At 65.5% G+C, this 23,959-nt stretch carries 24 protein-coding genes and 1 riboswitch; of the genes, 11 read left to right on the forward strand and 13 right to left on the reverse strand.

Features of this window, described 5'->3' with window-relative positions; all coding sequences use genetic code 11:
• Positions 1-2 precede the first annotated feature (2 nt).
• The gene (locus tag PMI40_RS17240; RefSeq protein ID WP_008117911.1) at positions 3-1,196 is read right to left on the reverse strand and encodes an MFS transporter; all 1,194 of its coding nucleotides are present in this window, start codon (positions 1,194-1,196) and stop codon (positions 3-5) included.
• 258 nt (positions 1,197-1,454) lie between these two features.
• On the opposite strand from PMI40_RS17240, the gene PMI40_RS17245 reads away from it, so the two are divergent.
• A complete protein-coding gene (locus tag PMI40_RS17245) occupies positions 1,455-2,300 on the forward strand; it encodes a DMT family transporter (RefSeq protein ID WP_008117913.1) in 846 nt (281 codons plus the stop codon).
• On the opposite strand, the gene PMI40_RS17250 is transcribed toward PMI40_RS17245, so the two are convergent.
• From PMI40_RS17250 to PMI40_RS17260, 3 genes are all read right to left on the reverse strand, one after another.
• Positions 2,297-2,890: an OmpA family protein gene (locus PMI40_RS17250; protein ID WP_008117915.1), complete on the reverse strand. Its 594-nt coding sequence runs from the start codon at positions 2,888-2,890 to the stop codon at positions 2,297-2,299. The two genes, PMI40_RS17245 and PMI40_RS17250, sit on opposite strands and share 4 nt — an antisense overlap.
• Positions 2,883-3,365, reverse strand: coding sequence for a FecR domain-containing protein (locus PMI40_RS17255; protein ID WP_008117917.1), 483 nt, complete (start codon positions 3,363-3,365; stop codon positions 2,883-2,885). Before PMI40_RS17255 ends, PMI40_RS17250 begins: the two co-directional genes overlap by 8 nt.
• 158 nt (positions 3,366-3,523) lie before the next feature.
• Positions 3,524-4,408, reverse strand: a complete 885-nt coding sequence (locus PMI40_RS17260; RefSeq protein WP_008117919.1) for an AraC family transcriptional regulator — start codon at positions 4,406-4,408, stop codon at positions 3,524-3,526.
• Positions 4,409-4,577: 169 nt separating this feature from the next.
• On the opposite strand from PMI40_RS17260, the gene PMI40_RS17265 reads away from it, so the two are divergent.
• Positions 4,578-5,720 (forward strand): aldo/keto reductase, encoded by a 1,143-nt coding sequence (locus PMI40_RS17265; RefSeq protein WP_008117921.1) that lies wholly within the window; start codon positions 4,578-4,580, stop codon positions 5,718-5,720.
• A 54-nt stretch (positions 5,721-5,774) separates the two neighbouring features.
• Positions 5,775-5,906, forward strand: a complete 132-nt coding sequence (locus PMI40_RS24545; RefSeq protein ID WP_008117923.1) for a hypothetical protein — start codon at positions 5,775-5,777, stop codon at positions 5,904-5,906.
• A 32-nt stretch (positions 5,907-5,938) separates the two neighbouring features.
• On the opposite strand, the gene PMI40_RS17270 is transcribed toward PMI40_RS24545, so the two are convergent.
• On the reverse strand, positions 5,939-6,415 hold the full coding sequence (locus PMI40_RS17270; protein WP_008117925.1) for a heme-binding protein: 477 nt from the start codon (positions 6,413-6,415) through the stop codon (positions 5,939-5,941).
• 119 nt (positions 6,416-6,534) lie between these two features.
• Between PMI40_RS17270 and PMI40_RS17275 the strand changes: the two genes are divergently transcribed.
• The gene (locus PMI40_RS17275) at positions 6,535-7,452 is read left to right on the forward strand and encodes a LysR substrate-binding domain-containing protein (RefSeq protein WP_040502270.1); all 918 of its coding nucleotides are present in this window, start codon (positions 6,535-6,537) and stop codon (positions 7,450-7,452) included.
• On the opposite strand, the gene PMI40_RS17280 is transcribed toward PMI40_RS17275, so the two are convergent.
• Positions 7,420-8,205 carry a Crp/Fnr family transcriptional regulator gene (locus tag PMI40_RS17280; RefSeq protein ID WP_008117928.1) on the reverse strand — a complete coding sequence of 262 codons (786 nt, stop codon included), beginning with the start codon at positions 8,203-8,205 and terminating at the stop codon, positions 7,420-7,422. The two genes, PMI40_RS17275 and PMI40_RS17280, sit on opposite strands and share 33 nt — an antisense overlap.
• 148 nt (positions 8,206-8,353) lie before the next feature.
• Positions 8,354-8,914: an FxDxF family PEP-CTERM protein gene (locus PMI40_RS17285; protein ID WP_008117930.1), complete on the reverse strand. Its 561-nt coding sequence runs from the start codon at positions 8,912-8,914 to the stop codon at positions 8,354-8,356.
• 366 nt (positions 8,915-9,280) lie between these two features.
• Between PMI40_RS17285 and PMI40_RS17290 the strand changes: the two genes are divergently transcribed.
• A complete protein-coding gene (locus tag PMI40_RS17290; protein WP_008117932.1) occupies positions 9,281-9,562 on the forward strand; it encodes a hypothetical protein in 282 nt (93 codons plus the stop codon).
• 391 nt (positions 9,563-9,953) lie between these two features.
• Here PMI40_RS17290 and PMI40_RS17295 read toward each other — a convergent pair whose 3' ends face one another.
• Positions 9,954-11,483, reverse strand: a complete 1,530-nt coding sequence (locus PMI40_RS17295; RefSeq protein ID WP_040502272.1) for a lyase family protein — start codon at positions 11,481-11,483, stop codon at positions 9,954-9,956.
• A gap of 94 nt (positions 11,484-11,577) precedes the next feature.
• The gene (locus PMI40_RS17300) at positions 11,578-12,477 is read right to left on the reverse strand and encodes a LysR family transcriptional regulator (protein WP_008117936.1); all 900 of its coding nucleotides are present in this window, start codon (positions 12,475-12,477) and stop codon (positions 11,578-11,580) included.
• 131 nt (positions 12,478-12,608) lie between these two features.
• Here PMI40_RS17300 and PMI40_RS17305 point away from each other — a divergent pair, with 131 nt between their 5' ends.
• Positions 12,609-13,220, forward strand: a complete 612-nt coding sequence (locus PMI40_RS17305; protein ID WP_040502274.1) for a LysE family translocator — start codon at positions 12,609-12,611, stop codon at positions 13,218-13,220.
• 140 nt (positions 13,221-13,360) lie between these two features.
• Here PMI40_RS17305 and PMI40_RS17310 read toward each other — a convergent pair whose 3' ends face one another.
• Complete coding sequence (locus PMI40_RS17310) at positions 13,361-14,569, reverse strand: HD-GYP domain-containing protein (RefSeq protein WP_008117940.1); 1,209 nt, start codon at positions 14,567-14,569, stop codon at positions 13,361-13,363.
• 173 nt (positions 14,570-14,742) lie between these two features.
• A riboswitch (Fluoride riboswitch) is annotated at positions 14,743-14,809 on the forward strand.
• A gap of 79 nt (positions 14,810-14,888) precedes the next feature.
• On the opposite strand from PMI40_RS17310, the gene PMI40_RS17315 reads away from it, so the two are divergent.
• Complete coding sequence (locus PMI40_RS17315) at positions 14,889-16,145, forward strand: voltage-gated chloride channel family protein (RefSeq protein ID WP_008117942.1); 1,257 nt, start codon at positions 14,889-14,891, stop codon at positions 16,143-16,145.
• Between the two features lie 12 nt (positions 16,146-16,157).
• Here the strand turns inward: PMI40_RS17315 and PMI40_RS17320 are convergent, their stop codons facing one another.
• Positions 16,158-17,384: an MFS transporter gene (locus PMI40_RS17320; RefSeq protein ID WP_040502288.1), complete on the reverse strand. Its 1,227-nt coding sequence runs from the start codon at positions 17,382-17,384 to the stop codon at positions 16,158-16,160.
• Between the two features lie 78 nt (positions 17,385-17,462).
• Here PMI40_RS17320 and PMI40_RS17325 point away from each other — a divergent pair, with 78 nt between their 5' ends.
• Positions 17,463-18,308, forward strand: a complete 846-nt coding sequence (locus PMI40_RS17325; RefSeq protein ID WP_008117946.1) for a helix-turn-helix domain-containing protein — start codon at positions 17,463-17,465, stop codon at positions 18,306-18,308.
• Here PMI40_RS17325 and PMI40_RS17330 read toward each other — a convergent pair.
• Positions 18,302-18,676 carry a hypothetical protein gene (locus PMI40_RS17330; RefSeq protein ID WP_040502290.1) on the reverse strand — a complete coding sequence of 125 codons (375 nt, stop codon included), beginning with the start codon at positions 18,674-18,676 and terminating at the stop codon, positions 18,302-18,304. The genes PMI40_RS17325 and PMI40_RS17330 overlap by 7 nt on opposite strands.
• A gap of 404 nt (positions 18,677-19,080) precedes the next feature.
• Here PMI40_RS17330 and PMI40_RS17335 point away from each other — a divergent pair, with 404 nt between their 5' ends.
• The gene (locus PMI40_RS17335; protein WP_040502292.1) at positions 19,081-20,796 is read left to right on the forward strand and encodes a hypothetical protein; all 1,716 of its coding nucleotides are present in this window, start codon (positions 19,081-19,083) and stop codon (positions 20,794-20,796) included.
• 31 nt (positions 20,797-20,827) lie between these two features.
• On the opposite strand, the gene PMI40_RS17340 is transcribed toward PMI40_RS17335, so the two are convergent.
• Positions 20,828-21,895 carry a LacI family DNA-binding transcriptional regulator gene (locus PMI40_RS17340; RefSeq protein WP_008117952.1) on the reverse strand — a complete coding sequence of 356 codons (1,068 nt, stop codon included), beginning with the start codon at positions 21,893-21,895 and terminating at the stop codon, positions 20,828-20,830.
• A gap of 227 nt (positions 21,896-22,122) precedes the next feature.
• Here PMI40_RS17340 and PMI40_RS17345 point away from each other — a divergent pair, with 227 nt between their 5' ends.
• Together PMI40_RS17345 and PMI40_RS17350 are read left to right on the forward strand one after the other, a co-directional pair.
• Positions 22,123-23,163, forward strand: a complete 1,041-nt coding sequence (locus PMI40_RS17345; RefSeq protein ID WP_008117953.1) for a TRAP transporter substrate-binding protein — start codon at positions 22,123-22,125, stop codon at positions 23,161-23,163.
• Between the two features lie 12 nt (positions 23,164-23,175).
• A partial coding sequence (locus PMI40_RS17350; protein ID WP_008117955.1) for a TRAP transporter small permease occupies positions 23,176-23,959 on the forward strand: 784 nt, incomplete at its 3' end.

A 23,959-nucleotide genomic window follows, 5' to 3' on the forward strand; every position in this document is an offset into this window, starting at 1 on the left:
ATTCAGCGCTGGCGCCAGCCGCGCCAGCGCTGGGCCATCACGCCCAGCGCCATCCAGGTGGTGGTCAAGGCCACCACGCCGGTGACGCTGGCCAAGGCGACGGTCAAGGGCGCGACAGTCAGCAGCGCGCTGGCGAGGATGATGCCGATCGCGTTGGCGGTGCGCTGCAGCGCGAACACCTCGGCTTTTCGCCGAGGCGGCGCCAGGGCGTCCAGCGACAGCGAGTAATGGGTGCTCAAGGGGGCGATGACGCAGCCGATCATCAGCGTGCCGAGAATGGTGAGCGGCAGCGACAACTGCAGCGCCGCCAGCAGCGATCCGGTGGTCATCAGCGCCAGCTGTGCCAGCACCAGACGGCGCGATGACCGCTTGTTGCGTGCACTTACCCATATTCCACCCGCCACCGACGCCACGCACAAGGGCACGGTGAAGAGCACGGCGTGGGCGGGCGCATGGTCGAATGTCAATGCCAGCGCCACCGCGCCGATCTCGATGGCCGCCACCGTGGCGCCACCGGCCATGGCGCACAGCAGCCACAGGGCGAGCGCCGGTGTGAAGAGGGGGCCGGTCTCGATGGCGCCAGGATCGACCGGGCGCGGCGCGGTGTCCGGGATCAGCCAGGCCGGCAAGCTGCCCAGCGCGGCGATGACGCATACCGCGAAGGCCGGCGAGAGCACCCCCAGCATCGACGCCAGCACCGGCGCCAGCACATAGGTCATTTCATTGAGCGTGGAGGCGATGCCCAGTGCGCGCGGCAGTTGGTCGCGCGCGACGAGGTCGTTGAGCGCGGCGCGCACGTAGCCGTGCGCGGCGCCATTGACCATCCCGGCCAGCGCGGCCAGGGCGATGATGACCTCGACCGGGGCCCGGCACCAGCCGGCCAGCGCGATGGCCAGCAACGCCAGGCAGCGCAGCGCCACCAACCCCCGCAGGAACTTGACGGCGCCGAACCGGGCGCCGAAACGGGTAATCGGCATCACGCCGATGACCTGGGCCGTGGTCATGGCGAGGATCATCGCCGCGCCGCCGCTGGTCTGGCCGGTCAGCCACAGCGCCAGCAGCGAGAACGCCACGGGGCCGGCGGCCTGCGGCAGGCTCAGGGTCGCCGAGGCGACGAACCAGCGAACCAGTGGCCCCCTGCCTGGACGGGATGGGCACGGTGTTTCGTCGCGGCGCGTTTCTTGGCTGTACGTCATCGGTGGATCATGTTCATGGAGCTGCCGCAGTGCGTGAGCGAGCCGGTGCGGCGCGGTGGCGCACGCATGCGCTGCGCAACGGGGCGTCATTGTATCCGCTTCGCCGCGGGCCGGCCCGATGGCCCGCTATAATGCGCAGCCGACGATGCCGTGGCCGCCTTCCCCGTGGCCTATCCCTGACCGATGAACCTGCCTGCGCCAAGAACCAGACTCCCACTCCAGCTCAGTCGGCAGGAGCTGGCCCTGGTCGCGGTCACGATGTTCTGGGGCAGCACCTTCGTGGTGGTGCAGAACGCCATGCACCATGCCGGGCCGCTGTGGTTCGTCGGCCTGCGGTTCGTGACCGCGGGGATGATCGGCATGCTGTTGTTCGCCAGGTCGCTGGCCGGGCTCAGCCGGCGTGACCTGCTGGCCGGGAGCCTGATCGGCGTGGGATTGTTTGCCGGTTATGCGTTGCAGACCCATGGCATGCAGACCATCAGCAGCAGCAAGTCGGCCTTCATCACGGCGCTGTACGTGCCGATCGTGCCGTTGCTGCAATGGGCGGTGCTGCGGCGTGCGCCTCATTTCATGAGCGTGGTAGGGGTGGTGTTGGCCTTCGCCGGCCTGGTGCTGCTGGCCGACCCCGGGGCCGGGGCGCTGCACCTGGGGCCGGGCGAGATCGCCACGCTGCTGGGCGCGTTTGCCATTTCTGCGGAAATCATCCTGATCGGCCATTTCGCCGGCACGGTCGATGTGCAGCGCGTGACCATCATCCAGCTGCTGGTGGCCGGCGTCCTGTCGCTGCTGCTGATGCCGCTGCTGGGCGAAGCGCCGCCGGCGTTCTCGTGGGTCTGGCTGCTGTCCGCGGTGGGCCTCGGCGCGGCCAGCATCGTGATCCAGCTGACCATGAACTGGGCCCAGAAATCGGTCTCGCCCACCCGCGCCACGGTGATCTATGCGGGTGAACCGGTCTGGGGTGGCCTGGCTGGCCGCCTGGCAGGCGACCGACTTCCCGCCATTGCCATTGTCGGCGCGGCGCTGATCGTGCTCGGGGTGCTGGTGAGCGAGCTGAAGTTCTCGCGGCCAGGCAAGTCGCGCCGGGCCGATGGCGCACCGCGCTAGCGCAGGCGAATTTCCACGAACCGGTTGCCTGGCTCCGGCACGCCTTTCTTCTGCGGTACGCGCGGCTCGCGCGCCCCCTTGCCCACCACTTCGATGCTCAATGGCTCGATCCTGGCGCGCAACAGCTCGCGCTCGATCAGCCGTGCCCTACGTACCGACAGCACCTCGTTGTTGGCGTCGCTGCCGATATTGTCGGCATGGCCCACCAGGATGAATTCGCCGGCCGGGAAGCTGCGGAATTCGATCACGGCTTCTTCCAGCACCTTGCGCGAAGCGGCGGTCATGCGGTCGCTACCCAGGTCGAAGAACAATTCATAACTGCGCGGGCGCTTGGGCAGGTTCTGCATCACCGGCGCGTACCGTGCCTGCACGTCGGCCTGGCTCAGCGTGCTGCCCTTGGCCGCGCGTCCGGGCTGCGTCTCGAGCGCTGCGTAGGGTGTGGCCAGCGCCGTCTCGCCGCTGGCAGTCTTGACCACGATACTGCTGGTCGAGCCGTCGGCCTGGGGCAATAGCACGAACCTTTCCTTGGGGCCGCCGGCGCAGGCGGTGAGAAAGGCGCAGCAGGCAATGATGGGCAGGATCTTATTCATCGGCCACCTCGACGATGAAGTCGGTGCCCCGGATGCCGATGGTGGCCGTCGGCGTGGCTACCTGCTGGCTCGATGGCGAGTGCTTGCCGATCAGGCCCGATACGTAGCGCAGCGTGCCCTTGGCCAGGCGCACCGCGATCCTGCCTTCGCCGGCGCTTTCGTTAAAGGCGAAATCTTCCAGCACGAAGCTGGACCCGGGCCCGATCGACATCAGCGTGTCGTCGCGCAGGGTAATGCCGGCGGCGGCATCGGCGCCGGTCACCACACGGTCGCCGGGGTAAAGTTTCAGGCCGACGCTGGCGACATTGTCCTGGCCCTGGCGCTGGACCGTGACCTGGCCCGTGAGCACCTTGACGATGCCGGCCTGGGTGGCTTGCTGGGCGCGGGCGTCATGCGCGGCGGCCAGCAGGCCGACCAGCGCCAGCATGGCCAGCGATGGACGATGAATGAAAGCTGAATTCCCCAACGACTGCATGAAGCCCTCCCCGTGAGCTGAATGTGATGCGCGCTCTTCGGTCGCCGCGCATTGTCAGAGATTATAAGCAGGGTTTGCGGCGTGAGCGGCTCCCGGTGGTCGCAAATATCACGCGCCCGGCGCCAGCGGTCGGGGGCGATGTCGTGATGTCAATCATTTCAGTTGTCGATCGCGCGCAGTTGGCCGGCATGCTTGCCGGGCGCCATCCCGAACACCCTCGCGTAGTCGCGACTGAACTGGGACGGGCTGTCGTATCCGACGTGGTAGCCGGCACTGGCCGCGTCCAGTCCATCGCTGACCATCAGCCGGCGCGCTTCCTGCATGCGCAACTGGTTCCTGAATTCGATCGGACTCATGGCGGTCACGGTCTTGAAGTGCGCATGAAAGGTGGAGCGGCTCATGCCCACCAGGCCGGCCACTTCGTCGATCCGGAATACATCCCTGAAGTGCGCCCTGATCCAGAGGATGGCGCGCGCGATCTGGCCGTGGCGGCTGTCCGATTGCGTCACCGCGCGGACGATGCCGCCGTTGGGTGCGCTCAGCAGCCGGTAGAAGATCTCGGTCATCGCCAGTGGCCCCAGCGCGTCGACATCGGCCGGGCTGTCCAGCAGCGTCACCAGCCGCGTGGCAGCGTTGATCAGGTCGGGCGTCATGTCGTTCATCACCAGTCCGGGGGCCGTCGGGACGGGGTGCTCGCGCGCTGGATGCTTCAATGCCAGTTCTTCCAGTGCCGGGCAATCCAGGTCGACCTGCAGGCTCAGGTAGGGCTCGGTCGCGCTCGCCTCGATGACCGCGCCGACCACCGGCAAGCCGACCGTTGCCACCAGGTAGCTGGCCGGGTCGTAGTGGAACACGCTCGCGCCAAGTGTTGCCCGCTTGCGCCCTTGGGCGACGAAGCACACGGTCGGCTCGTAGATTACCGGCATCGGCATGGTGGGGGACGAGCAGCGAATCAGCTTCACGCCTGCAAGCGCGCAGGCAAAGGTGCCGTCTTGCGGCGCGTGGCGAGCGATGGCTGCCCTTAGCGAATCCAGTGCGGTCATAGGCTGTGGTCAATGTCGGGTCCGGCGCTCGGACGATCGTGCAAGCTTACCGGAATTTCCATCTACCGGGTGCCGCGCCGGCCTGGCGACAATGGGTGCATGCGAAGGATGATCCTCGCCCCACCGGCGACGCTGCCTGGCGCGCCATGAACCTGAAAGGAAATGCATCATGACCCGACCCGATTCGCTGGACCGTTACCGCCTGCTTGGCCGCTCCGGCCTGCGCGTCTCCCCGCTCTCGCTGGGAACGATGACGTTCGGCTCCGACTGGGGCTGGGGCGCCGACGCGGCCGAGGCGCGGCGCATCTTCGACTGTTATGTCGAGCGTGGCGGCAATTTCGTCGATACCTCGGTCAACTACACCAATGGCGCATCGGAGCGCATCCTCGGTGGATTGATCAAGGACCGGCGTGACCGCATCGTGCTGGCCACCAAGTTCACCATGGCGCGCGAGCCGGACAACATCAATTCGGGCGGCAATCACCGCTACAACATGGTGCGCTCGGTCGAGACCAGCCTGCGCCAGCTCGATACCGATCGCATCGACCTGCTGTATGTCCACGCCTGGGACTTCACCACCCGGCCCGATGAAATCATGCGTGCGCTGGATGACCTGGTACGTGCCGGCAAGGTGCTCTACCTGGGTATCTGTAACACCCCGGCCTGGCGCGTGGCGGAGCTGCAGACCCTGGCCGACCTGCGCGGCTGGGCGCCCCTGGTGGCGCTGCAGATCGAATACAGCCTGGTCGAGAGGACGGTCGAACACGAACTGCTGCCGATGGCGCAGGCGATGGGCCTGGGTGTGTTGCCCTGGTCGCCGCTGGGCGGCGGCATCCTGAGCGGCAAGTACGGTCGCGCCGACCTGTCCGACGAAAACGGTGCCGACGTCGCCAGCAACCGGCGCGGCATCATCGCCTCCACCGGGCACCTGAACCAGCGTTCGCTCGATATTGCCGATGTGGTGGGCGAGGTCGCCCAGGAGCTCGGCGCTTCCCGCGCCCAGGTGGCCATTGCCTGGACCCTGGCCCACCCGGCCATCGTCTCGCCCATCATCGGCGCACGCACCCTGGCCCAGGCCGGGGACAACCTGGGCGCGCTGGACATCGTGCTGGCCGACGATCAACGCGCTCGCCTGGATGCGGCCAGCGCATTGGCGCCGATCTTCCCGCAACGGTTCATCGGGCGGCCGATGGCGCAACAGCTGATCTTCGGCGCCGGCGGCTGGCAGGGCGCCAGTGATGCCTGCGCCGCCTGTACGACCGCCAGGTTTCAACTGAAACATCCGGTCCGGGCTCCTGAAGCAGCCCGGTAACAGGACCGGCCCACACTCCATGCAGGCATTTCAGCTCATGCACAGGAGGATTTCATGCGGAACCTGGTGTTCGGTTTCCTGGTGGCCATCGCCATCCAGGTGCAGGCAAGCGAATCGAGAGGCGAGATATTTACCGCCATGGTCGCCGCGCTCGAATCGATCAGGCAAACAGCGCAGGTGCGCTGATCGGCCTGTCCGTCGCCGCGACCAGGCGCAACCTACTTCAATGCGGCCGCGCCGGCCTTGGCGATTTCTTCATCATGCTGCGGGGTATCGGCCGAGACCCCGATGGCGCCCACGATCTGGCCGTCGGCCACCAGCGGCAGGCCGCCGCGCATCAGCACGAAGCCGCGGGCGGTGGCGGCAGCCGGGCGGTTGCCGTTGATCGCGTCTTCCAGGGCGCCACTGGGTCGCTTGAACAGTGCGGCGGTACGCGCCTTGCCGGGCGCGATCTCGACCCCCGCCGGCACGGCTGCATTGTCCATGCGCACCAGTGCCAGGGGCAGGCCGGCGGCATCCACCACCGAGATGACGCAAGGCCAGTTCTCGGCGTCGGCCTTGGCTTGTGCCGCCTGCATGACCTGCTGCGCTGCCGCCAGCGTCAGTACCGGCCTGGTCGGCAGGGCCGCCGATGCCAATTGGGAGGCCGCCAGCGCCAGCGCGCCGAGGGTGATGGAAAGTCGATTCCTGGACATGGGGTGCTCCTGGTAAGAAGTGAAAGAGCCGCCCATTGAATCATTGCCTATAATTCGTTTCAATAACCATGAACGCGAATTTAATTAGTTCTATCCTAATTAACGGATAGGGGAGGGCAATGGAGCTTCGTCACATGCGTTACTTCCTGGCCGTGGCCGAAGAGCTGCATTTCGCCCGTGCCGCCGAACGGCTCGGCATCGCGCCGCCGACATTGAGCGTGCAGATCCAGCAGGTCGAGCGACAGATGCAGGTGCAGTTGTTCGTGCGCACCAAGCGCTCGGTGGCGCTGACGCCGGCAGGCGAGATGTTTGCCCAACAGGCGCGCGCCGTGCTGGCGCAGTTCGACCAGGCGCTCAATAGCGGACGGCGCGCCGGTCGCGGCGAGTTGGGACGGGTGGAGATCGGCTATGTCGGTTCGGCCGTCTTCGGCGGTGTGCTGCAACGCCAGGTCAGCGCATTCCGGCAGGATTGGCCCGACACCGAGGTGCAGGTCCGCGAATGGGAGATGGACAACCTGTCGGACGCGGTGCAGCAAGGGCGGGTCGACATCGCATTTGTGCGCTTGCCGTTGGCCCTGGCGCCATCCTTGCGATCGCATGTATTGCTACGCGACCGCTTCTGCCTGGCGCTGGCGGCCGACCACCCCTTGGCTGCCGGCACCGCGCCGATCCGGGCCCGGGCACTGGCCGGCGAAGCCTTCGTGGTGCCCGAGCAAGAGCTGGGCAGTCGCGAGATCTATCGCCGGGGTGGCTTCACGCCGCCGGTGGAACGGCGACCCGGCAGCCTGCTGGCGGTACTGGCCGAAGTGTCGCTGGGGGCGGGCGTGGCGGTGGTGCCCAGTGTCGTCACGGGCGTGATCGACTTGCCCAACGTGGTCTATCGCCCGCTGGCCGGAGCGGCGATCGGGTCGGAGGTGGCCGCGGTGTTCCGACGCTTCGAGCGTTCGCCGGCGGTCAGGAACATGATCGCCGCCATCGGCAAGAGCGCGCCGCTGGCCGTGGCGTCAGTCGTTGGTCAGGCGCGACAGGTCACGTAGGGCGTTGATCGAAACGACGGTCGCATGCGTCGGTTTTTCACCGGTGCACATGTGGGGCAGCAGGCGCAGCGATTCCTTTCTGACCACCGCATAGCATTCGCAACTCAATCGTTCCAGGCGTGGCCGGTCGAGCACCGTCAGGCGGCCCCGGTTGTATTCGATCACGCCGTGCCGTTGCAATTTGCCGGCTGCCTCGTTGACGCCCTCGCGTCGTACACCGAGCATGTTGGCGATCAGTTCCTGGGTCATCGTCAGTTGGTTGCCCGGCAAGCGGTCCAGCGACAGCAGCAGCCATCGGCACAGTTGCTGGTCGATCGAATGGTGACGGTTGCAGGCCGCGGTCTGGGCCATCTGGGTCATCAGGGTCTGCGCATAACGCAGCAGCAGGTGCAGCGTGTCGGGGTTGTGCCGGAATTCTTCACGGAAACGGTGCCTGGAGAGCCGATAGGCGTTGCCGGCACTTTGCACCACGGCCCTGCTGGGCATGCTTTCGCCGCCCATCAGGATGGCAATCCCGAGGAAACCGTCGTTGCCGACCACCGAGATTTCCGCCGACGCTCCGTTTTCCATCACGTACAGCAGCGACACGATGGCGTCGACCGGAAAGTAGACGTGCTCGAGGGCGTCGCCCGATTCATACAGAACCTTTCCCAGCGGCAGGGAAACCCATTCGAGATGGGCGAAGATTCGCCGGCGGGCTTCCAGGGACAGGGCTGCTAGAAGGTGGTTCTTCAGTGGCGCGTTCTGAGGCATAGGGTCCCGATGTTATGCAGATGATCTTGTGGGTCTTGCGCAGGCACATCGTAGTATAGGCATACGATGCCCTTGGACACATGCAAAGATGGCATTGGCGCAACCACGGCCCGCCCGCAGGCGGGCCGGGTTCACGCATGCCGACCGATCATGCAGGCATCAGGCCGGGTGGTCGGATGTCGTCACCCTGCTTGCGGCGGCGCCGGGTGGCGGCAAAGCCCACCAGCGCCAGTCCACCCAGCATCATGGCGGTGGTGGAGGCCTCGGGTACGGCCGCCACATTGAGGTTGCCGCCGAAGCTGCCGCCGGTGCTGCCGGTCACCGAGCCGATGGCCGCCAGCGTATAGAGTCCCGCGCTCAGGTTGGACGCCGTCAATGTCCACGTCTGCAGGCCGGCGCTGGAAGTCATGGTGCCTACCGAGGTGACCCCGTTGCCGGTGAGGGTGAAGCCGGTGATGTCGAGCCCCGACAGCGTACTGAGCGAGATCGAGATCACGGCCGAGGTAAGCTGGAACAACGAGCCCTGCGAAAAGGTGAAGCTCTCGGTGAAGGTCTTGCCCGGCGTGCCCACGCCAAAGGTCGCGCCCAGTGATGTGGTGTTGGCGTTGAAGGTGATGGCCGAGGTGTGGTTGATGTCGGTCGCGGCGTAGCTGGCGGCGCTGCAGAAAAGCGATGCGCCGACGAACAATGCGGAAATGATTTTTTTCACAAGATGTCTCTTTATAGATTGGTAGTTCGGAGAGAGAAGAACCGGTTTTTTAGTAGAGACCGACGATACGACAGGCGCTTTCAACGGGGCGTACAAAGCGCGCTTATGATGGGCGGGCCATTTTTTTATTCTGGCCCGTATCAAGAATCTGCCTGCGCCGCCGGCGCGTCTGTACGGTGACGAACATTGCGACCTCTATTTGTATCGACATGGTGCCGACGGCACATATTGCTGCGACGCACTGGCTGACAGCCGACGCCTACAAGCGCATGGCAGGTTGGCTTATGGCGCAGGCGGCCACTTGAGCAGACACTGGTTCCACTGCGCATCTCGCGTAGCAATGAGCGCTTCAACAGGAGTACTGATATGTCGAACCAAAATCAATCGGGCCAGCAAAACCCAAAGAACGACCAACAGAACCAGAGCAGCGATTCGTCCCGCCAGCAGCAGGGTGGCTCCAGCCAGGGCAGCAAGGAACAAAACGTGCAGCCCGGCCAGCAAATCCAGAAGAATGACCAGCAGAACCAGAGCAGCGATTCGTCTGGCCAGCAACAGGGCAGCGCGCGCCAGCAGAATGCGCAGCCTGGTCAACAAGGCCAGCGCGATGAGCAGCAGAACCAGGGTGGCTCTGCCAGCCAGAAGAAGTAAGCAATGTTGCATGAGGGCCATCTTCGGATGGCCTTTTTTTTCGTCAGCAGGCGAAGCGCTGCGTCTCGCGCATTCCTACTGCTGTTGTACCGGATGGACCACGAACGATTGCGCGCCATGCCGATGGTATGGATGAGCTACTGCCCGTATGCTGGATGACATGGATTCGACGCGCGTTGCGGCAACACGCATTGGAATCTTATGTTTTATATCATTTAGCCCAGGGAGTCGACACATGCAGGGAAGAACCAGGAAGTGGCCGTGGAAGGCAGTCAGCGCAGTCTTTGTGGTGGTGCTGATCGTATCGTTCGTGATCTGGTAAGGCGGTGGACACGGAAAAAATGGCCTGGTGCAGGATTGCGCCAGGCCATTTTTTCTTGATGAGGCCGGGTTATTGCACCCCGGCCGCCTTCGCCATGCGGTCGAAGTCCTGGTTCAGCCGGCCCAGGGCGTCGCCGATATGGGTGCGACGCGCCTTGATCCAGGCGTCCTGTTGCGCCACGCGCTCGTTGGCCTGGCGCAGCATGCGGTCCATTTCGGCCGGTTGCGGCCCGCCTGCGGTGGCCCGGTTACGCACGATCGCGACCGGATCGAGCGTGCTGCGAAACTCCTGTTCCGACATCGGCAGCACCTGCGCGAATTCCGATCCCTGGACCGCCTGGGCATAGATGCGCTGCGCCTCGGCGTACGGGAAATCGAGCGGCTTGATGTCATGCGACTTGGCGAATTCGACCACTTCCGAGGCGAAGTGATGGCCGACCCGGAACGGCAGCTTGTACTTGCGCATGAGCACATCGGCCAGTTCCTGAGACGCGGTCCAGTCGCTGTTGAGTTCTTCCAGCGCCCGCTTGGGGTCGATTACCAGCGCCGCCAGGATGCGCTCCCAGTTGCGTAACACACCGATGGCCGCATGCACCATGGCGCTGTTGGCCTTGACCTCCTTGGGGTCGCTCATCCCGGGAGGAATGTTATGCGCCTGCAGTGCCACGCCCATGCCCAGCGTCAGGGCCGTGCTGGCGTCGCGCCGGGTGCTGTTGAGCAGGCCGGGGTTGCGTTTCTGCGGCATGGCACTCGAGACGTAGGTATTGTCGCCGCCCTCCTGCAACAGGATCCATGGTCGCGATTGGCTGTATTGCGTCATGACATCCTGGATGAAGCTGCCAGCATGCAGCGCGATCGAGGCCACCACCTGGCCGGCTTCGACCGGCTCATCGACCGATGACAGCTGCGAGGCGTCGTAGGCATTGTCGACGGTGGCTTCGAAACCAAGGTAGTCGGCCATGCGCTTGCGGTTCAGTGGCCAGCTGCTGCCGTTGAGCACGGTGGTGCCCATCGACGAGCGGTCGATACGGACATAGGCCTGGTTGATGCGTTGGGCATCGCGCTCCAGCGCAGCGGCAAAGCCAAGCAGGTAATGACCATAGCTGTTGGGTTGCGCCGCCACGCCATTGGTGTAGTTGGGCACGATGGTGTCGCGCTGGCGCAGCGCCAGCCTGACCAGGGCATCGGTGGTCTTGTTGAGCTGCTGGGCCAGCGCCAGCATGTCGTCGCGCAGGATCGCCGAGCGCATCGTGGCCAGCATGTCCTGGCTCGAGCGCCCGGCATGCAGCAAGGTGATCTGCGGGCCGGCGGCCTGGATCAGCAGTGGCTCGAAGGTGATGACATTGGTTGGGCGCCTGGCCCCGGGCTGCTCGCCGTCGGCCAGCACCTGGCGCAGGCCCTTGACCACCAGGGGCGTCATCGATTTGTCGAGCAGCCCCTCGTCGGTGTTGATCACGGCGGTGGCCTTGTTGATTTCGCCCAGCCAGAAGAATTCGTCACGGCGCGGCGTGCTCTGCTGGGCCGATGCCAGGGTTGCCGTGCAGGCGAGGGCGGCGGCCAATACGGTTGCCGGGGCTGAACGGAAGCGGAAGATATGCATGGTGGATGTGGATGCCTCTAGCGGGTTGGCGAAGGAAGTCTCTTTTTTGACGTGCAGTCGAAGCATAGCAAAAGAGCCGCCATGGCTGCAGGCCTCAGGGTACCTGCGGCGTGCCGATCACCGCCAGTGCCGCCGCCACCAGCGGGTTGATGCGCTCGCGGTTCCAGGCTACCGCCGCCGTGGTCACCATGATCTTCTTCGTCAGCGGCTTCAACAGGACGCTCTGCGGCGCCATCCTTCGCATGCTGGCCGGCACCAGCGCCACTCCCTGGCCGCAACCGACGAAGGCGATCTGGGCGGTGATCGAGCGCACCTCGTGCAGCATGCGCGGATGGAAACCCTGTTCGCGGCAGGTCGCCATCAGGTGGTCGAAATACAGCGGGCTATACCGGCGTTCGAACATCACGAATTCTTCATCGTTGAGCGCTTCCAGGCGGATGCGCGTCTTCGCCGCCAGTCGATGATGGCGATGCAATGCCACGCACAGCGCGCTCTGCTGCAAGGCGATACGGCCGATCCTGTCGTCGGGCGGGCCTTCGAGGCGGGCGAAGGCGAGGTCGATCCGGCCTGTCTCCAGCGCCGGTACCGCCTCGACGCTGTCGATCTCGTGCACGCTGATGGCCAGCCCCGGTGTCTGCTTCTTGAGCGCTTCGACGATGCCCGGTATCACGTCGAACATGGCCGAACTGACCGCACCGATGGTCAATACCCCGACGCCGCCGCGCACGGCTTCATCGACGGTGCGTTCCAGTTGTCCCATCTGCTGCACCAGCTGCTGCACCGTCGGCAGGATCGCCGCGCCGATGGGGGTCAGCCGGGTGCCCTGGCGCGAGCGCTCCAGCAGCGTGACCTTGAGTGCCTGCTCCAGCACCTTGATGTGCTCGCTCAGTGGCGGTTGCGACATGCCCAGTCTCTTTGCGGCGCGGCCGAAATGCTGCTCTTCGGCTACCACCGAGAACAGCCATAGGTGTTTCATCAAACGGAAATTGATCATCGTGGCACCGCCGTGGCTGATAGGTTTTCAGTATCACGGCGCCATTTTATTCGGAATTTACAAAACAGCGGCCGTACCCGACATTGAAGCCTTTTCTTCAATGGGGTCGCATGATGATTTGGTCCGGCGCAATGTTCGAGTGGCCTGCCATTACCGCGGTCTGTTCGGCCAGCATGGTAGGGGTCGCGATTCCTGGCGCCAATTTCGTGGCGATCGCCAACCGCGCACTGCGTTCTTCCCGGCTGCAGGCGCTGGGGATGTCCTGCGGGTTTGCCGTGGTCAACAGCCTGTGGGCGGTGATCGGCATCCTGGGAGCGGGGACGGCGGTGGCGCACCACGCCTGGCTGGGGCTGGCGCTGCAGATGGCGGGCTGCACCTATCTGATCTGGTTTGGCGCCCGCCTGCTTTTGCGGCCGGCGTCGCTGCCGCCACCGGGCACGCCGAGCGGGCATGACGCGAGCGCCTTTCGCCAAGGCGTGGCGCTCAATATCACCAATCCCAAGTCGCTGCTGTTTTACTGCGCCTTCCTGTCCAACCTGGTGCCGGCGGCAGCCAACGCCCCGACCGTGGCGCTGATGGTGCTGGCCGTCGGCGGCTGTGCGGTGCTGTGGTACGGCAGCCTGGGATGGCTGCTGTCGCGCCCGGGCGTGGCCCTGCGCCTGGGCCGCCACCTGGGCCGGATCAATGCTGGCTGCGGGGTGTTGCTGATGGCCGCCGGCCTGTTCGAATTGATGAACAGGTAATGCATTGAGCCAAAGGCGGGGCTTGGCGCAAGCCGCATACCGGGCCGTCTACCGCCAGCACGGTATTGGTCGGCCCGCATGTGAACGGGATCCGCGTCACGCTGGCGGCAACCCCATGAAAGGCGAACCGGGCGTGATGGCTAACTGGCGGCGCGGGTGCCCAGTATCTGCATGGCATCGAGATGGCTCAGGCGCGCCCATTCCTCGCCGCCACGGGCGATGATGGCGTCGGGTTGCGGATTGTCGGACAGGTCGAGGATGTCGGTTTCGCTGGCCTGGAACTGGTCGTCGAAGCGGAATACCTTGATCACCGGACGCGTCAGGTCGCGGCTGTTCTGGCTCACCACGAAGCCGGAGCGGCCCGAGGCCAGCTTGACGATCGAGCCCACGGGATAGATGCCCAGGGTCTTGACGAAGGCGAGGAACAATGGCCGGTCGAAGTGGCCGCTCCAGGAGGCCATGGTCGAGATCGCTTCGGCCGGATCCCAGCCCTGCTTGTAGGGACGGTCCGAGGTGATGGCGTCATACACGTCGCAGATGGCCGCCATGCGCGAATACAGGGCGATCGAGCCGCCGCGCTGGCCATCCGGGTAGCCGTTGCCGTCGGTCTTCTCGTGATGGTGCAGGCACACCTCGCGGGCGTAGTCGGGCACGTTCGGGTCCTGGCTCAGGTAACGGTAGCCCAGTTCGGGGTGCTTGCGCACCACGGCGAACTCTTCCTCGGTCAGGCGGCCTGGCTTGTTGAGGATCTCGTGCGGGATGAAGGCCTTGCCGATGTCGTGCAGGAAGCCGCCCAGGCCGGCTTCGCGACAGGCCGTCTCGTCCATGCCCAGGGTGCGTCCCAGCGCCACCATCAAGGCGCAAACCGCCATCGAGTGCAGGTAGGTATATTCGTCGGCCAGTTTCAGGCGCGCCACCGACAACAGGGTATTGGGGCTCTGCACCACCGAGTCGGCGATCTCCTCGACCAGCGAGGCGCAGCGTTCCATGTCCATCGCGCGCCCCATGCGGGCTTCGGAGAACATGGCCTTGGTGGCCTTCTTGGCGGTTTCGCACAGCAACTGCGCTTCGCGCACGGCCGGATCGAGCACCACCTCGGGCGCGGCCTCGGGTACCGGTGCCGGCGCTGCCTCGGCAGCCGCCTCGACCACCGGTGCGGCACTGACATCGAGGCCGCGCTCGGTATCGATCCAGCAATGACTGATGCCGCTGTCGTGCGCCTGTTTCAGCTCGGCCCCATTCTTCAGCAGGAACTTGTTCTTCCAGAAGGGATGGTCCAGCCAGGCGGCTTCGAAGCCGCAGAAATACATTCCGAGGACCAGGTCCTCCACTTTTATTTTCTTCAGCATGCTCGCCCACTTCTTTCCGGCGAACCGGGAAAAAGTTGTTCTTCTTTCATATTAGGGAATAAAGTTTGCAAAACGCCGACCCAACCCGGATGTTTGACAATCATCTCATACGATCCGGCCGATGTGAACGTCAGGCAACAATGCAGTTGCGACAATCTGCCTGCGGCGCTAACATTCGGCCCGGAGATGGCATTGCTCCCCGAACCGCCGCCTGTTGCGGCTGATCATGCCTACGGTGACCTGAAGCCAGGGCTGTAGACGTGCGTCAAGCGTTCTTTTCCTGGCCGGGTCGCGTTGAAAACCTGATGATCCGCAGCCCATGAAACCGATTCCCCTGATCCCTTCACTGCGCCTGCTGTTGCATGTCGGCAAATGGTGCAGCATTGCCTTGGTGGTGGCCTTGCTGGCCGGCACCGCGTCGGCGTTTTTCCTGTTTGCACTCGAGATGGCGACCCGATGGCGCCAGACCTGGCCCTGGCTGATCGCGTTGCTGCCGGCCGCCGGCTTTGCCGTGGGCTGGCTGTACCTGCGCCTGGGGCAGGAGGTGGAGGGCGGCAATAACCTGCTGATCGACGAGATCCACGACCCGCGTCGGGTGGTGCCGTTGCGGATGGCGCCACTGGTGCTGCTGGGTACCGTGGTGTCGCACCTGTTCGGCGCATCGGTGGGGCGCGAGGGGACCGCGGTGCAGATGGGCGGCGCGCTGGCCGATCAATTGACCCATGTGCTGCGCCTGCCGGCGGTCGATCGGCGCATCTTGCTCATGGCCGGCATCGGCGCCGGTTTTTCGTCGGTCTTCGGCACCCCCGTGGCCGGCGCCGTGTTCGCGCTGGAAGTGCTGGCCATCGGCCGCCTGCGCTACGACGCCATCCTGCCCTGCGTGGTGGCCGCCATCGCCGCCGACCAGGTAGGACAGGCCTGGGGCGTACACCATACGCATTACGCCGTGCTGGGCTGGGCGCCGCTGGCGTTGTGGAGCGCGGCGGCGGTGTTGCTGGCCGGGATCGTCTTCGGCCTGGCCGGGCGCTTGTTCGCGCTGGCCACGCATGCCTTGTCGGGGTTCATGAAGAGGCGCATCGCCTATGCCCCGCTGCGTCCGGCCATGGGCGGCGTGGTGGTCGCGCTGGCGGTGCTGGCGCTGGGCTCGCAGCGCTATGTCGGGCTGGGTATCGAGGTGATCGTCGAGGCGTTTGCCCAGCCGCTGGCGCCATGGGACTGGCTGGGCAAGGGACTGTTGACGATCGTGTCGCTGGGAACCGGCTTCAAGGGCGGCGAGGTCACCCCGCTGTTCTATATCGGCGCCACGCTGGGCAATGCCATGGCGCCGCTGTTGCACCTGCCTTTTTCGATGCTGGCAGCCCTGGGTTTTGTTGCGGTATTCGCCGGTGCGGCCAACACGCCGCTGGCCTCGATCATCATGGCCATCGAACTGTTCGGTCCGCAGATCGGCCCCTTTGCGGCGCTCGCTTGCGTGGCCAGCTACCTGTTTTCGGGGCACGCCGGCATCTACCGCGCGCAGCGCGTGGCGCTGCACAAGCATGAGGCGCCGGCCGCTGACGACCGGGCGCAACACTGACCATCAGGCCTATCAGGTCTGCTTGAGGTCCGGCAACATCACGGTCAGGACCCCGGCCAGCGGCAGGAAGGCACACAGGCCATAGACCCAGGCGATGCCGTACAGGTCGGCCAGGTGGCCCAGGTAGGCGGCGGCGATGCCGCCGAAGCCGAACATCAGGCCGAAGAATACGCCGGCGATCAGGCCCACCTTGCCGGGCACCAGCTCCTGGGCGTACACCACGATGGCCGAGAAGGCCGACGAGATCACCAGGCCGATGATCACCGACAGCACGCCGGTCCAGAACAGCCCCACGTGCGGCAGCAGCAGGGCGAAGGGGGCCGCGCCCAGGATCGAGATCCAGATCACCAGCTTGCGTCCGATGCGGTCGCCGATCGGGCCACCGACGAAGGTGCCGACGGCCACCGCGCCGAGGAACAGGAACAGGTACAACTGCGAGCTGGCCACCGACAGCGAGAAGCGGTCGATCAGGTAGAACGTGAAGTAGCTGGTGAAGCTGGCCATATAGAAATACTTGGAAAACACCAGCAGCGCCAGCACCACCAGTGCCCGTCGCACGGTGGAGGCCGGCAGCGCGTGCTGGGCCAATACCCGGGCGCGTCCGCGGGTGGCTGCCAGGTGGCCGCGATACCAGCTCGACACCCGCGACAACACCAGGATCGACAGCAGTCCCAGCAGCACGAACCAGGCCACATTGCCCTGGCCATAGGGCACCACGATGGCCGCCGCCAGCAGCGGCCCGAAGGCCTGCCCGGTATTGCCGCCCACCTGGAAGGTCGATTGCGCCAGGCCGTAGCGCCCGCCCGAGGCCATGCGGGCGATGCGTGAGGCTTCCGGGTGGAAGGTCGACGAACCGACCCCGATCAGCGCCGCCGCCACCAGGAACGCGGGAAAGCTGCCGGCCCACGCCAGCAGCAGGATGCCCAGCACCGTCATGACCGCGCCGCTGGGCAACAGCCAGGGCTGCGGATGCCGGTCGGTGTACATGCCGATCCATGGCTGCAGCAGCGAAGCGGTGATCTGGAAGGTCAGCGTGATCAGGCCGACCTGGGTGAAGCTGAGGTGATAGTTGGCCTTGAGCATCGGATAGATCGATGGCAGCAGCGCCTGGACCATGTCGTTGATCAGGTGCGCGCCGCCGACGGCCAGGATGATGCGCATGACGAGCGGATGTGCGGCGTTGGCGGGCGGTACAGGCGTGGCGGGCGTGCCAGCCAGTGCGGAAGTCTCGGTAGTCATGACGAACGGCAGGAATTGGACAGGCAGTGACTGTATCATTGGCATCTAATCCACTTTGCGCCAAGTTTTGTCGAATAAATGCCAAAACCGATCCCACCCACGATCCGCTTCGTCAGCCCCAGCAAGAGCGTCGAGGCGCTGCAGGCGGCCGCCGCGCCGGTAGCCGCCTTTGCCCGCGAACTGGAATATCGCGACTGGCTGACGGCCCACTCGCACGAGCGCGGGCAATTGCTGTATGCGGTCGATGGCGTCATGCAAGTCCGTACTTCGCAGGGGGTGTGGATCGTGCCGCCGTTGCGCGCCTTGTGGGTGCCGCCCAATGTGGCGCACGCCATTCGCATGCTGACCCGGGTCAGCATGCGCACGCTCTATATCGATCCGGCCCGGGCGCCGGCGTTGGGCGCACGCTGCCGGCTGCTGGAAGTCAGCGTGCTGCTGCGCGAGTTGATCCTGGCCTTGTTGCAGGAACCGGTCGACTATGCGGCCGACAGCCGTGGCGGTCACGTCGGCGCGCTGATCCTGTCGGAGCTGGCGCGCGCGCCGGCCATCCCGGTCGAGATCCCCTGGCCGAACGACCGCCGCCTGGTGGCCATCTGCGAAGCCATCCTGGAAGACCCGGGGCGCCAGTTCGTGCTGGCCGACTGGGCCGGTATCGCCGGCGCCAGCGAGCGTACCGTGATCAGGCTGTTTCCGCGCGAAACCGGATTGCAGTTCCGGCACTGGGTGCAGCAGGTACACCTGAGCGAAGCGCTGGTCAGGCTGTCGCGCGGCGACCCCGTCGGGGTGGTGGCGCAGGCGCTGGGCTACAAGAGCCAGAGTGCCTTTTCGAACATGTTCCGGCGCGCCCTCAACGAAGCGCCGACGCGCTACCTGCAGCGCGAGGAAAAATTGCGGGTGGCACCGGGCAGGCCGCCGTCTCAGTAATGGATCTGGACCACCTTGGGCCCGCGGCGCGGGCGCGGGGTCGAGTTCGATGCCGTCGGCGCTGTGCCGGGTGCCGCCTCGCGGCTGGGATTGTCCGGGTCGCGATCGAGATAATACGGATCGGCAGCCGGCTCGATGGCTATCGCCGCGCCCAGCACATTGCTGGCCCGTTCATTGCTCACGCCCTGGGCCGCAGAACACACCTGGAAGAAGTCGGCGCTGCCTTCGCTGAAGTCGATGCGGCATTTTTCAGCTACCGTCACGGTAATGGCCAGCACCCCCGAAGAGGCTGCCAGCGCAGATGACGCCGGCAGCACGCCGATGGTTGCGGCGGCGATCAAGGCCATGCCTGATATTTTTTTGCTCATGATGATTCCCCCTTTGAACCGAATGTAGACCGGCAGCCGGGCGGCCATAATCGGGGAAATCCTGAGCATCGAAGGGCAATGTTCGCAACTAGCGGGAAGTGGCGATGGCGTCCAGGCTGACAAATAACTGAACGGTCGTTCTATCAAGGGGGGGCGGCGCGCCATCAGGGCTTGCAGCCCATCTTGGTGCATCCTGATATGAGGTTTAATGAGATATTTATTTGCCTGATGATGTGGTTTTAGATCCACGATTACTCGTATTTCTCGCTGTATGAAACGCATGTGGGCGCAGGCCATGACCGGACCCGGAAAACGCAGGCAATCGCCAGGTGCCGCACGGCAAGTGTAAAGATCGGCGGTGGCTTACCGTAATGAAGTCATGTACACCCGACATGGGGCACGACATGACCATCGATACGGACATCGCGGTGGCAACGCGTGAGGCGTTGTCGCTCTTTACTGCCCACGCGGCAACGCCTGCGGACAGTGAGCCGGCGCACGCCTGGACGGCGCAGGACGACGGAGTGAGCCTGTCGTTGTCGGCGCAGGGGCGTTTGCTGGCGGCGGTGTCCGATACGGTGCAGGATCAGGCGGTCGCGTCGCCGCAGCGTAGCGCCAGCGACCAGGCCGCAGTGCCGCGCCTGACGCTGTATGCCATCGAGGCCCGCCTGCTGGCCGCGCGCACCGGCGCCGCGGCCATCGCTCGCGCCGACGGCGAACTGCCCGCCACGAGCGACCCCGAGCGCCTGCGCCAGGCGTCGCAGGCGACCGAATCGCTCTACGGTCGCGCCCCCAATCCATTCGCCGCCCTTGGCCGCAGCGCGCTGTCGGCCATCGTCTACGACGAGAGCGGGGCCTACACTGCCAACGAGCGATTCGCCGCGGCCCGCCAGCGCGCCATGCTCGACCAGGCGTTCTGGCAGCCGGTGTTCGAGCGCGCACTGGCCAGCGGCGACTGGCGCACCGTGATCGAAGCCGGCCTGACGTTCTACGCCAGCCTGTCGCCGCTGGAGCAAAGCGCCTACCCGGCCGACTATGTGCAATCGATGCAGCAATACCTGGCGCTGGTCGACATCGACAGCGCCGGCACCATGCCGCCGGCACGGCAGCTCGAGCTGGCCAACTGGCTGCGATCGCTGGTGTTGCCGTCCGGCCCATTGGCGTTGGGCGGCGCGGCGGCCTGGCCCGGGCTGACGCTGCCGGCCGAGGCCTTGCTGGCTGGCGGTCCGCACCTGGCCGATCTGCTGCCGCGGTCGTCGATCGGTCCGGCCGCCGAACAGGCCAACTACCAGGTTTTGCTGCAGCGGGTGTTCGGCGTGACGGATCGCCAGGACGAGCCGGCGGTCGCCCGTCGCCTGGCGCAATCGGTGAACGCCCGCGAGTTCCTGTCGCTGGCCGATCGCCGCTACCTGGCCGAGGCCTACGGCTATGTCGCCGCCAATGGCCTGGCCGCCGACCAGGTCGACCGGCTCGCCGGCAGCCTGGCCCGATACCGTTTTGCGCGCGCCGGCGCGACGCTGCGTCCGGCCGCCAGCGGCCAGCCCGGTGCCGGCCGCATGAGCAGCGCCGAGATGACCATGGCACAGCGCATGCTGGGCAGCAGTGCGGCACGCGAGACCCGGCTCGACCACGGCTTCCTGGCCTGGTTGCTCAATCCCGGCGCCGGATGGCGCGACGCGGGCGTGGCCGGCGAAATCAACCTGATGTCGCTGCAGCGGTTGCTGGCCGGCCTGGCGGCGGTCGATCCATGGCAAAGCGCCAGCCCGCGGGAGTCGCTCGAGATCGACTACCGCTATGCGCTCTATCGCATCGGCCTGTTGCAGATGGAGCAGGGCGGTACGCAGTCGGCGTTGCCGATACCGGGCGGGCAAGCGCAGGCGCTGGCGGCGCAACTGGGAGCACTGGCGGTCGACGACAGCCTCGACCCCGGCCTGCTGGCCAACATGGTGGCGCTGCTGCGCATGTACCGCGCCGCATTCAACATGAGTGTGGCCGAGCAGCGCATCCTGAGTGAACTGGTGTATGCCGGCATGCGGCGCAAACGCACCCGTGTGCGCCGCCAGCGCCTGTGGTTGGCCTGGAGCGAACGCAGTGCGCTGATGCCCTCGACCCCGACCTAGGGCTGGCCGATGCGCCTGGTCCAGGGCCGCTTCAGGGCAGGTTCTCGCGCAGGATCACGCTGATGCGTACCGCCTCCACTGCGGCCAGCACGTCGCGCCGGGCGCGCAGGTTGCCGAAGATGCGCACGCAATTCATGACCATGTTCTGCGGATGCTGGGTCAGCACCGCGTCGAGCGTGCCATCGATGAGCAGGCCGCGCGTATCGGGCGTGAGCCCATGGCCGATGAACACCACCTTCTGGTCGCGTCCGCTCTCCTTGAGGGCCCGCCCGACGCCGTCCGAGGCGCCACCGATGTTGTACATGCCGGCCAGGTCCGGATACTGCTCGAGCAGCGTGCGCGCCTGCTTGTAGTTGGTATCGGCGTCGTCGTGCCCTTCGCGCAGGCCCACCACCTGCACCTGCGGGCACATTTCTTCCAGCGCATGCTGGAAACCCATCTCGCGCTCTTCGTGTCCCCGATAGCTCAGGCTGCCGGCGATCATGGCGATCTTGGCCGGGGTGCGTGGGCCGCCGGCATTGAGGCGCTCGGGTCCCAGGAAGCGCGCCAGCAGGTAGCCGGCGGTGCGTCCGGCGGCACGGTTGTCCATGCCGACGTAGGCGGCACGGCGCGAATTGGACAGGTCCGAGATCAGCGTGAGCACATGCACCCCGGCGTCGACCAGCGCATTGACCGCTTCGCGCACCAGCGGATGCTCCAGCGCCATGAAGGCCACCCCGTCGGCCTGGCGCCCGTAGTGCAACAGGCGTTGCGCCAGCACATGCGGATTGAAGCCCTCGATGTGGTGGTACTTGCAACGCACGTTGAACGGCGCCAGCTGTTCTTCGGCAAAGCCGATGTAGTCGCCCAGCATCTGCATGTAGCGGTTGCTGCGCGGCGGCAGCAGGAACACCAGCTGCATCGGGCGCGGCTGTATCGCCTGGTACAGGTCGGCCTCGGGCAGGTAGTCCAGTTCGGCGGCGGCCCGCATTACCTTTTGCATCGTCGCGCTGCGCACGCCGGGACGCCGGTTGAGGACGCGGTCGACCGTGGCGGTAGAGACGCCGGCGGCGGCAGCGATGTCGGCCACGCGGGCGCGGGAGGGGATCTTGTCTGGCATCGGGGCCCTGATTGGCAAGCTTGATCACATCAAAAACCATCAAAAAACGACTTTGACCATTTTGATCTCGAGGCGATATTCTTCGCCTTGCCCTGATTTGATTGGATTTTTCGTACGTGGCGTAGGTAAAGTCTAAATCAATTCAAATCAAAATACATCATCAAACGGGCCTGGCGCAGATGGCCGTCGGCCACTGCCACCATAAGATCAATCTCGAGGAGACAACCATGAGCAAGCTTGCCGAAGATTTTCGTTCCAGCCGCCGCGGCTTTTTGAAGACGGCCTCGGTGGCGTCTGCCGCGCTGGCCACCGGGCTCTACGGCAATAGTGCCCATGCCGCCGAATTCACCTTGAAGTACGGCAACAACCTGCCGATGACGCACCCGATGAATGTGCGCGCCAAGGAAATGGCGGAAAAGATCGCGGCCGAATCCAAGGGGCGGGTCGAGTTGCAGGTGTACTCCAACGGCCAGTTGGGCACCGACACCGACATGCTGTCGCAGGTGCGCTCGGGCGCCATCGATTTCTTCACCATCTCGCCCGAGGTGCTGGGGACCCTGGTATCGGCCGGGCAGTTGAGCGGCGTCGGCTTTGCGTTCAAGGACTATGGGCAGGTGTGGGCCGCCATGGATGGCGACCTGGGCGCGCTGGTGCGGCGCGAACTGGCGGCCAAGACGTCGCTGTTCGCCTTCGAGAAATGCTGGGACAACGGCTACCGCCAGGTCACCACCAGCACCCGCGCCATCACCAGGCCGGAAGACTTCAAGGGCATGAAGCTGCGGGTGCCGCCCAGCCCGCTGGCGACTTCGCTGTTCCGCGGTTTCGACGCCTCGCCCACCAGCATCAATTTCGCCGAGGTGTATTCGGCGTTGCAGACCAAGATCGTGGAGGGGCAGGAAAACCCGCTGGCGGTGATCTCCACCGTCAAGTTCTACGAGGTGCAGAAGTTCTGTTCGATGACCAACCACGTCTGGAGCGGCTTCTGGTTCATGGGCAACAAGAAGTCGTTCGAACGCTTGCCCAAGGACCTGCAGGAAATCGTCAGTCGCAACATCAATGAGGCGGGCGTGAAGCAGCGGGTCGACGTCAAGGCGCTCAATGAATCGCTGGTGGCCGACATGAAAGCCAAGGGATTGCAGTTCAACAACATCGACAACGATGCCTTCCGCGCCAAGCTGCGCAGCGCCGGCTTCTACACCGAGTGGCACAAGAAGTTCGGTGACGAAGCCTGGGCCACCCTCGAGAAGTACACCGGCAAGCTGGCCTGATCGGAGCACACCATGGAAGTCGCCATGAACGAAGCCTTGCATGACCAGGGCCGGGACGGCGCACGCCACCACCATCCGGCGGCGCGCACCCTGATCGGCCTGAACCGCGGGCTGATGCATGTCGTCGGTGCCGCCGCGGCGGCCCTGGTGGTGGCCGAGACGGCGGTGCTGCTGACCGGCGTGATCTATCGCTACGCGCTGCATGACCCGTTGATCTGGTCGGATGAACTGGCCTCCATCCTGTTCATCTGGCTGTCGATGCTGGGTGCGGTGCTGGCGCTGGATCGCGGCGAGCACATGCGGCTGACCGCCATCGTCGGCAAGCTTTCGCAGGCGGCCCGCGTGTGGTGCGAGACAGTGGCCGCGCTGGTGGTGTGCATCTTCGTGCTGATGGTGATCCACCCGGCGCTGGACCACGCCATCGAGCAGATGGCCATTACCACCCCGGCCCTGGAGTTGCCCGACGGCCTGCGTGCGGCGGCGTTGCCGGTGGGCGCCATCCTGATGCTGCTGGCGGCCGTCTCGCGCATGGCGGCCGAGACCACGTTGCGGCAACTGGCCTCGGCGTTGCTGGTGGTGGCCGCCATCGCTGGCGGCCTGTGGCTGGCCAGGCCGGCCCTGCTGGCCATGGGCAACTACAACCTGATCGTGTTCTTCGTGCTGCTGATCGGGGTCTGCGTGGCCGCTGGCATCCCGATTGCGTTCGCCTTCGGCACCGCCACCATGGCCTACCTGGCGCTGGCCACCAACGCGCCGTTGTCGATCGTGGTCAGCCGCATGGACGAGGGCATGTCGA

Origin of the sequence: Herbaspirillum sp. YR522 (assembly GCF_000282575.1) — a bacterium.
Taxonomy (GTDB): domain Bacteria; phylum Pseudomonadota; class Gammaproteobacteria; order Burkholderiales; family Burkholderiaceae_D; genus Herbaspirillum.